Here is a 9,822-nt window from a genome sequence, read left to right as displayed (position 1 = left end):
CACCATTCCAGTTCGTGAAACGCGCACGTGCTGTCCGCACCTGAGGGGGGCCGGTTACCGGCCGAGTTCTCGGTGGATGAACTCGAATATCTCGTCGTCCGTTGCGGATCCGATCTTGTCCGCGACCGCTTGGCTTTCCTGCGGGGCGCCGCTCTCCTTCCACTGGGCGAGGAGGTGGTGCAGGCGCTCGGTGACCATGTCGTACGTCTTCTCGTCCGGCGCCGACCCGGTCAGCAGCGACCCGAGCCGGTCGACCTCCTCCACCAGGGACACCGCGCCCGCGCCGTCCTGGAACTGCTCGCTCCACAGGTGGTCGGCCGCCGCTTGCGGGGTGGGGTGGTCAAACAGCAGGGTGGCGGGCAGTTGCAGGCCGGTGGCGTTGCTGAGCCGGTTACGCAGTTCGACCGAGGTCAGCGAGTCGAAGCCGAGGTCGCTGAAGGCGCGGGTGGCCTCGACCTCGCCGGGTGCGGCGTAGTCGAGTACCGCGGCCGCGTGTTCCTGCACCAGCCGGATCAGTGCCCGGTGCTGCTCGGCACTCGGCAGCCCGGCCAGCTCCTCGCGCAGCGAGGCTCCCGCGGCCGGATCGGTGGCCGGGGCGGCCGCCTCTGCCGCCAGGGCCGCGGCGGCCTCGGGCAGGCCGGCGATCAGCGGGCTGGGGCGGCGCAGCGTGAACGGCACGGCGAATCGCGACCAGTCGACATCGACGATGGTCAGCGGCCCTTCCCCGCCGTCCACGAGGTGTGCCAGGGCCTGGACCGCGCGGTCCTTGTCCATCAGCGCCACGCCTCCGCGGGCCAGCCGTCCGGCGGTCTCCGCGTCGGTCATTCCGCCGCCGCCCCAGGGGCCCCAGGCCACCGAGGTGGCGGGCAGGCCGCGGGCCCGGCGGTGTTCGGCGAGGCCGTCCAGGTAGGTGTTGGCGGTGGCGTAGGCGGGCTGCACGACGCTGCCCCAGATCGCGGAGATGGAGGAGAACAGGACGAACGCGTCCAGGTCGAGGCCGAGTTCGCGGGTGAGCTCGTCCAGGTGCCGGGCTCCGGCCGCCTTGGCCGCCAATACCGCGTTCGTCTCCGCCAGGTCGGCCTCGGCTACCGTCACGGCCTGCCCGATCCCGGCGGTGTGCAGCACCGTGGTCAGCGTGGGGCCCTGCGCGACGATCCGGCCGAGCGTCCCGGCGACCTGGGCGCGGTCGCTGACGTCGCAGGCCAGGATGTCCACCCGGCTGCCCGTAGCGGCCAGTTCGGCGGCCAGGGCGGCAGCTCCGGCGGCTGCGGGGCCGGAGCGGCTGGTCAACACCAGCCGTCGGGCGCCGCGCCCGGCCGCCCAGCGCGCGACGTGTCCGCCGATGGCGCCGGTGCCGCCGGTGACCAGGACCGTGCCGCCCGGCGTCCACGGCCGGTCCGGCAGGACGGGCTGTGGGGCGTGGGTCAGTCGCCGGCCCAGGATGGCGGCCGCTCGGATCGCCACCTGGTCCTCACCACAGCCGGCCAGTACCGCGCCCAGCCGCGCCGCGACCTGCCCGTCCGGCCCGTCGAAGTCGGCGGGCAGGTCGACCAGACCGCCCCAGCGCTCGGGGTGCTCCAGACCGACGACCCGCCCCAGGCCCCAGACTTGTGTCTGCAGCGGGCGGACCGGCGGCTCGCCGGGTGCGGCGGCCACCGCGTGGGAGGTGGCCACCCACAGTGGGGCGTCCACCTCGGCATCGCCGAGGCCCTGCACCAGGGCGAGGGTGGCGGCCAGACCCACGGTCAGCGCCGGATGGCCCGGCATCGGCGTCTCGTCCAACGCCAGCAGGGACAGAACACCCGCGAACCCGTCCGCCGCCGACACAGCGCGGACCTGATCGGCCACCGCCTCACGGCCGGCAGCCCCGGCCATCTCCAGCACGACAACGTCCGCACCACGGGCGGACAGCGCCGCACGGCACTGACGCGCCAACGCCCCGTCGACCTCCTGGGCCGGTACGAGCAGCAGCCAGCGGCCGGCCAACCGGGCCGGTACCGGGTCGGCCACCGGCGCCCAAGTGATCCGGTAGCGCCAGCTCTCGGTAGCCGAACGCTCCAGTTCCCGGCGCCGCCAGGACGCCAGCGCGGGCAGTACGCCGTTCAGTTGCTCCTGATCCGCAAGGGCCAGGGTGTCCACGACACCCGACAGGTCGCCGCCCTCGACGGCGGCCCAGAACCGCGCCTCGGCGGCTGAGGACCCGCCAGCGGCGACCGCGGCAGCGGCTGCTGTGGCGGTGGCGGAGGGCTCCAGCCAGTAACGGCGGTGCTGGAACGCGTAAGTCGGCAGCTCCACCACCTCACCGGCCGGCAACACCTTCCGCCAGTCCACCGGCAGCCCCGCCACATGGGCCTGCGCGAAGGCGCGCAGCAGGCCGGCCGCACCGGCATCGGCCTGCGTCAGCGTGCCGATGCTCAGCACCTCGGCGGTGACTGCGTCCTGCGCGGTCTCGCTCACCGCGGCCGTCAGCACCGGGTGCGGGGAGATCTCGACGAACGCCCCGTAACCCGCCTCCAGCAGGCTGCGGACGGCCTCCTCGAAACGCACCGTCTGCCGCAGATTCGCGAACCAGTACCCCGCATCCACCTCCGGCCCGGCCAGCCACTCCCCCGTAACCGTCGAGACCATCGGAACCCGGCCCGCCCGCGGAACGATGCCCGACAGCTCCGCCTGAAGCCGGGCAGCCAGCGGCTCCACCGCCGGCGAATGCGCCACAAAATCCGTCGCCGGAATCCGCCAGCGCAGCACCTTCCGCGCCGCCAGCTCCCGCTCGAAAACAGCCAGCGCCTCCGCTTCTCCGGAGACCACCACCGACGCCGGGCCATTGACCGCAGCCACCGACAACCGGCCGTCGAAGCCAGCCACCAACTCACGCACCGCGTCAGCCGGCATCACCACCGACACCATCGCCCCAGCCACATCCAGCGACGACAACGCACGCGAACGCACCGCCACCACCCGCGCCGCATCCTCCAGCGACAGCATCCCCGCCACCGTCGCCGCAGCAATCTCCCCCTGCGAATGACCCACCACAGCATCCGGCACCACACCCGCCGCCGCCCACACCGCGGCCAACGACACCATCACCGCCCACAACGCAGGCTGAACAACCTCAGCCGCCTCCAACGCCGGAGCACCCTCCACACCCGCCAACACATCGGTCAGCGACCAGTCCACATACGGCGCCAACGCCACCGCACACTCCTCAAGCCGCGCCGCAAACAACGGCGACGAGACCAACAGCTCCCGGCCCATACCGACCCACTGCGCACCCTGCCCGGCGAACACGAACACCGTACGACCCGTGGCCCGAGCAACCCCCGACACCACACCCGGCGACAACTCACCGGCCGCCAGACCCCGCACCCCGTCCAACAGGCCCGTCCGGTCACCAGCCACGACCACACCCCGGTGCTCCAACACCGCCCGCGTAGCCGCCAACGACCACGCCACATCAACCGGACGCAACGCAGCACACCCAGCCGCCCACTCCCCCAACCGACCCGCCTGCGCAACAAGACCCTCCGCAGACCGACCCGACACCAACCACGCCGACGCCCCACCCGCCGCAAGAACGGCAGGCACAGTGTCCGCCGGGGCGGGGACCCCATCGGCGTCCGTCTCCTCGGGCCGCTCGGCCGGGGCCTCCTCCAGGATGAGGTGGGCGTTGGTGCCGCTCATGCCGAACGACGAGACGCCGGCGCGGCGTACTCGGCCCTTCCCCGGCCACGGGGCCGTTTCGGTCAGCAGCCTGACGTCGCCGACCGACCAGTCGATGTGCGGGGAGGGCTCGGCTGCGTGCAGGGTGCGCGGCAGCTCGCGGTGCTGGAGTGCCAGCACCATCTTGATGACGCCGGCGACACCGGCGGCAGCCTGGGTGTGACCGATGTTGGACTTCACCGAACCCAGCCACAGCGGGTCGGCCTCGCCGCGGTCCTGGCCGTAGGTGGCCAGCAGTGCCTGGGCCTCGATCGGGTCGCCCAGCGGGGTACCGGTGCCGTGCGCCTCCACCACGTCCACGTCGCCAGGGGTGAGACGGGCGTTGGCCAGGGCGGCGCGGATCACCCGCTGCTGCGACGGCCCGTTGGGCGCGGTCAGACCGTTGGACGCACCGTCCTGGTTGACCGCACTGCCCCGTACGACAGCCAAGACCTTGTGCCCATGGCGACGCGCGTCGGAAAGCCGCTCGACGACCAGCATGCCGGCGCCCTCACCCAGTCCCATACCGTCGGCGCCGGCCCCGAACGGCTTGCACCGGCCGTCCGGGGAGAGCCCCATCTGCCGGCTGAACTGGTCGAACAGCAGCGGGTTGGCCGCCACCATGACCCCGCCGGCCAGTGCCAGCGTGCACTCGCCGGAGCGCAGGGACTGGGCGGCCATGTGCAGCGCCACCAGGGAGGAGGAGCACGCGGTGTCCACCGTCACCGCCGGGCCCTCCAGGCCCAGTACGTAGGAGACGCGGCCGGAGACCACGCTGGTGGAGATGCCGGTCACCAGGTGGCCGTCGAGCTCCTTCTGTACTCCGGAACTCCAGCCGTAGCCGGAGGCGGAGGCGCCGGCGAAGACGCCCGTCGGGCTGCCGCGCAGCGCGGACGGGTCGATGCCGGAGCGTTCCAGCGCCTCCCAGGCCACCTCCAGCAGCAGCCGCTGCTGCGGGTCCATCGACACCGCCTCACGCGGACTGATTCCGAAGAAGCCGGCGTCGAAGTTGGTAGCGTCGTAGACGAAGCCGCCGGAGCGGACGGGGCCCTGGGGGTCTCCCTGGCGGTCCTCGATGTTCCAGCCGCGGTCCTCGGGCAGTACGGAGATGGCGTCGGTCCCGGCGGTGACCAGGTTCCACAGCTCCTGCGGGCCGCTCGCCCCACCCGGGTAGCGGCAGGCCATGCCGACGATCGCCAGTGGTTCGTCCGCGGCCGCCGCCAGGACGGGGGCGGCGTGCGACGCGTCGGCCTGCGTGCCGTCCGGTGTGCCGGGCAGCTCGGCCAGTTCGGCCAGCAGGAATGCGGCGGCGGCGCCGGGCGTGGGGGCATCGAACAGCAGGGTGGCGGGCAGGTGCAGGCCGGTGGCGCTGCTGAGCCGGTCACGCAGTTCGACCGAGGTCAGCGAGTCGAAACCGAGGTCGCTGAAGGCGCGGGTGGCCTCGACCTCGCCGGGCGTGGCGTAGTCGAGTACCGCGGCCGCCTGGGTCTGGACGAGGGTGAGCAGTGTCCGCTTCTGCTCGGTGCGGGACAGGCCCGCCAGCTGTCGGCGCCAGGAGGCGCCGGCGTGCGGGCCGGCTGCCGTGTCACCGCTGCCCGGGGCGTGCGGCCCGTCGGCGGCCAGCACCTCCTGGACCTCCGGCAGGTTCTCGATCAGCGGGCTGGGGCGGCGCAGCGTGAACGGCGGCGCGAACCGCTGCCAGTCCACGTGGGCGACGGTCATCTGTGGTTCGCCGCAGTCCAGGACCTGGGCCAGCGCCTGCACGGCGTGGTCCGGGTCCATGACGATCAGGCCGCGGCGGATGCCCTGTGCCGCACCCGCCTCGTCGGTCATGCCGCCGCCGCCCCAGGAGCCCCAGGCCACCGAGGTGGCGGGCAGACCGTGGGCCCGGCGGTGCTCGGCGAGACCGTCCAGGTAGGTGTTGGCGGCGGCGTAGGCGGGTTGCAGGCCGCTGCCCCAGGTGGCCGAGATGGAGGAGAACAGGACGAACGCGTCCAGTTCCAGGCCGAGTTCGCGGGTCAGGTCGTGCAGGTGCAGGGCGCCGGCCGTCTTGGCCGCCAGTACGGCGTCCGTCTCGGCGAGGTCGGTGTCCTGCACCAGAGTGGCCTGGTTGACGCCGGCGGTGTGCAGCACCGTGGTCAGCTTGGGGCCCTGCGCGGCGATCCGGCCGAGCACCGTGGCGACCTGGGCGCGGTCGCTGACGTCGCAGGCCACGACGTCCACCCGGCTGCCCGCGGTGGCCAGTTCGGCGGCCAGGACGGCAGCTCCGGCGGCTGCGGGCCCGGAGCGGCTGGTCAGCACCAGCCGGGCGGCGCCACGGCCGGACAGCCAGCGGGCGACGCGTCCGCCGATGGCACCGGTGCCGCCGGTGACCAGGGCGCTGCCGCCGGGTGCGTACGATCCGGCCTCGCCACGGGGGCGGCCGGCCCTGCTCAGCCGGCGGCCGAAGATGCCGGCCGGCCGGATCGCGGTCTGGTCCTCGCCGCAGCCGGCCAGCACCGCGCACAGGCGCGCCGTGATCTGTCCGTCCGCGCCGTCCGGCCCGTCGAAGTCGGCGGGCAGGTCGATCAGTCCACCCCAGCGGTCGGGGTGCTCCAGGGCGGCGACCCGGCCGAAGCCCCAGGTCAGGCTCTGTGCCGGGGTGACGGGCGGCTCCTGGGCGGTGGTGGCGACGGCGCCGCGGGTCAGTACCCACAGCGGGGCGTCCACCCCGGTGTCGCCCAGTGCCTGTACCGCGGCCAGTGTGCCGGCCAGGCCGCCCGGGACCGCGGGGTGCCCGGGCACCGGCGTCTCGTCCAGGGCGAGCAGCGAGACGATGCCCGCCGGTGCCGTGGTCTCTTGCAGTGCCTGGCCGAGGACGTCCGCCATCGCGACGCGGTCCACGGTGTCCGCGGGCACCTCCACGACGGTGGTGTCGGCCCCACGGGCGGCGAGCGCCTGGGCGCAGGCCCGGGCCGGGCCGGCGCCCTCGGGTCCGGTGAGCAGCAGCCAGCGGCCGGTGAGGACGGTGGCGGCCGGGTCGGCCACCGGTGCCCAGGTGATGCGGTAGCGCCAGTCGGCGGTGGCCGACCGGTCCTGTTCCTGGCGGCGCCAGGAGGTGAGGGCAGGAAGCACCTCGCCCAGCGCGTGCGCGTCGTCCAGGTTGAGCACCTCGGCCATGTGGGTCAGGTCGCCGCCCTCGACGGCGGCCCAGAACCGTGCCTCGGCGTCCGAGGAAGCGGTTGCGGCGGCCGTGGCGGAGGCTGCGGCGGAGGGCTCCAGCCAGTAACGGCGGTGCTGGAAGGCGTAGGTGGGAAGCTCCACCACCTCACCGGCCTGCAGGACCTTGCGCCAGTCCACCGGCAACCCCGCCACGTGGGCGTGTGCGAGGGCGCGCAGCAGACCGGCCGCGCCCGCGTCGGTCTGCGACAGGGTGCCGATGCTCAGCACCGGGGTGGTGCCCGCGTCCGTGTCCTGGGCTGTTTCGGTCACCGCGGCCGTCAGCACCGGATGCGGCGAGACCTCGATGAACGCCCCGTAACCGGATTCCAGCAGCGTGCGCACGGCGTCCTCGAAGCGCACCGTCTGCCGCAGGTTCGCGAACCAGTACCCGGCATCCACCTCCTGCCCGGCCAGCCACTCCCCCGTAACCGTGGAGACCATCGGAACCCGGCCCGCCTGCGGGGCAATACCCGACAGCTCCACTTCAAGCTGGGCGGCAAGCGGCTCCACCGCCGCCGAATGCGCAACAAAATCCGTCGCCGGGACGCGCCAGCGCAGCACCTTCCGCGCCGCCAGCTCCCGCTCGAAGACGGCCAGCGCCTCCGCTTCTCCGGAGACCACCACCGACGCCGGGCCGTTGACCGCAGCCACCGACAACCGCCCGTCGAAACCCGCCACCAACTCACGCACCGCGTCAGCCGGCATCACCACCGACACCATCGCCCCGGCCACATCCAGCGACGACAACGCACGCGAACGCACCGCCACCACCCGCGCCGCATCCTCCAGCGACAGCATCCCCGCCACCGTCGCCGCAGCGATCTCCCCCTGCGAATGCCCCACCACCGCATCCGGCACGATGCCAGCGGCCTCCCACACCGCGGCCAGCGACACCATCACCGCCCACAACGCAGGCTGAACAACCTCAGCCGCCTCCAGCGCGGGAGCACCCTCCACACCCGCCAGGACCTCGCTGAGCGACCAGTCCACATACGGCGCCAGCGCCGCCTCGCACTCCGCCAACCGCGCCGCGAACAACGGCGACGAGACCAACAGCTCCCGGCCCATACCGACCCACTGCGCACCCTGCCCGGCGAACACGAACACCGTACGGCCCGTGGCCCGAGCAACGCCAACAACCGTATCGGCAGTAGCCGTTGCGGAAGCCAGATCGTCCAGCCCGGACAGAAGTGCGGCGTGCTCGTCGGCCACGACCACACCACGGTGCTCGAAGACCGATCGGGTGGCCGCCAGCGACCAGGCCACGTCCGCCGGACGCAGGGCGGGGCGCTCGGCCGACCACTCCCGCAGCCGTCCCGCCTGTGCGGCAAGTCCCTCCGCAGACCGTCCCGAGAGGAGCCAGGCCGTGGGACCGCCGTCAACGAGCAGCGCCGGCGCGGGAGCCGACACGGCCTCCTGGTCCGGACCGTGCTGCGCCGACTCGGACAGGGCCTCCGCCTCACCCTCGCCCGCGTTCGGGCCCTCCTGCCCGGTCGGATCCGTGGTCTCCTCGGCCTCTTCGGCCGGGGCCTCTTCCAGGATCACGTGCACGTTGGTGCCGCTCATCCCGAAACCGGAGACACCCGCCCTGCGCACCCGCTCGCCACTGGGCCACGGCACCGGCTCGGACAGCAGCCTGACCTCACCCGCCGACCAGTCCACCTCGTCGGTGGGTTTTTCGACATGGAGGGTGCGCGGCAGGTTCTCGTGCTGCAGGGCCAGGACCATCTTGATGATTCCGGCCATGCCCGCGGCCTGCTGGGCGTGGCCGATGTTGGACTTCACCGAACCCAGCCACAGCGGCCGGCCCTCGGGGCGCTCCTGGCCGTACGTGGCCAGCAGGGCCTGGGCCTCGATCGGGTCGCCCAGCGGGGTACCGGTGCCGTGTGCCTCCACCACGTCCACCTCGGACGCCGTCAGGTGCGCACCGGCCAGGGCGGCGCGGATGACACGCTGCTGAGCGGGGCCGTTGGGGGCGGTCAGGCCGTTGGAGGCACCGTCCTGGTTGACGGCGCTGCCCCGTACGACCGCGAGTACGCGGTGGCCGTTGCGTCGTGCGTCGGAGAGCCGCTCGGCGACCACGACGCCGACGCCCTCGGCCACGCCCATACCGTCGGCGCCGGCCCCGAACGCCTGGCACCGGCCGTCCGAGGAGAGTCCCAGGGAGCGGCTGAAGTCGGTGAACAGTACCGGGGTTGCGGCCACATAGGCACCGCCGACCAGGGCCATGGAGCACTCTCCCGCACGCAGGGCCTGGCAGGCCAGGTGCAGCGAGACCAGCGCCGAGGAGCAGGCGGTGTCCACGGTGACCGCCGGGCCCTCCAGACCCAGGGTGTAGGCGAGGCGGCCGGAGAGCACGCTCATCGCGTTGCCGGTCATCACGTGCCCGTCCAGGTCGCCCTGGGCGCCGCTGGCCCAGCCGTAGCCGGAGGCGGAGGCGCCGGCGAACACGCCGGTCGGGCTGCCGCGCAGCGCGGACGGGTCGATGCCGGAGCGCTCCAGCGCCTCCCAGGCCACCTCCAGCAGCAGCCGCTGCTGCGGGTCCATCGACACCGCCTCACGCGGACTGATCCCGAAGAAGGCGGGGTCGAAGCCGGTGGCGTCGTGCAGGAAGTTGCCCGCCTGTACCTCGGCGGCGTCCTGTCCGGTGCCGTCGTCACCCAGGTCCCAGCCGCGATCGCGCGGCAGTGCGGCCACCGACTCGCGGCCCGCGTCCAGCAGTTGCCACAGGTCCTGGGGGCTGCGCACCCCGCCGGGGAAGCGGCAGGCCATGCCCACCAGGGCGATGGGCTCGCCGCCGGCCGCCTCCATCTCCTGCAGGCGCTGCCTGGTCTCGTGCAGGTTGGCGGTCACCCGCTTGAGGAAATAGCGAAGCTTCTCCTCGCTCACTTAACTCACCTCGTCGAAGAAGTCGCGGCGCTG

At 73.3% G+C, this 9,822-nt stretch carries 1 protein-coding gene; it reads right to left on the bottom strand.

Translation table 11 applies throughout. The features are described from left to right. Positions 1–54: 54 nt before the first annotated feature. Complete coding sequence (locus AB0A97_RS35685; protein ID WP_361158255.1) at positions 55–9,789, bottom strand: type I polyketide synthase; 9,735 nt, start codon at positions 9,787–9,789, stop codon at positions 55–57. Positions 9,790–9,822 lie beyond the last annotated feature (33 nt).

This window comes from Streptomyces sp. NPDC045470 (genome assembly GCF_040646595.1).
Classification (GTDB): domain Bacteria; phylum Actinomycetota; class Actinomycetes; order Streptomycetales; family Streptomycetaceae; genus Streptomyces.
Note: the sequence above shows the minus strand (reverse complement) of the source record. Positions and strands in the feature narration are given on the sequence as shown.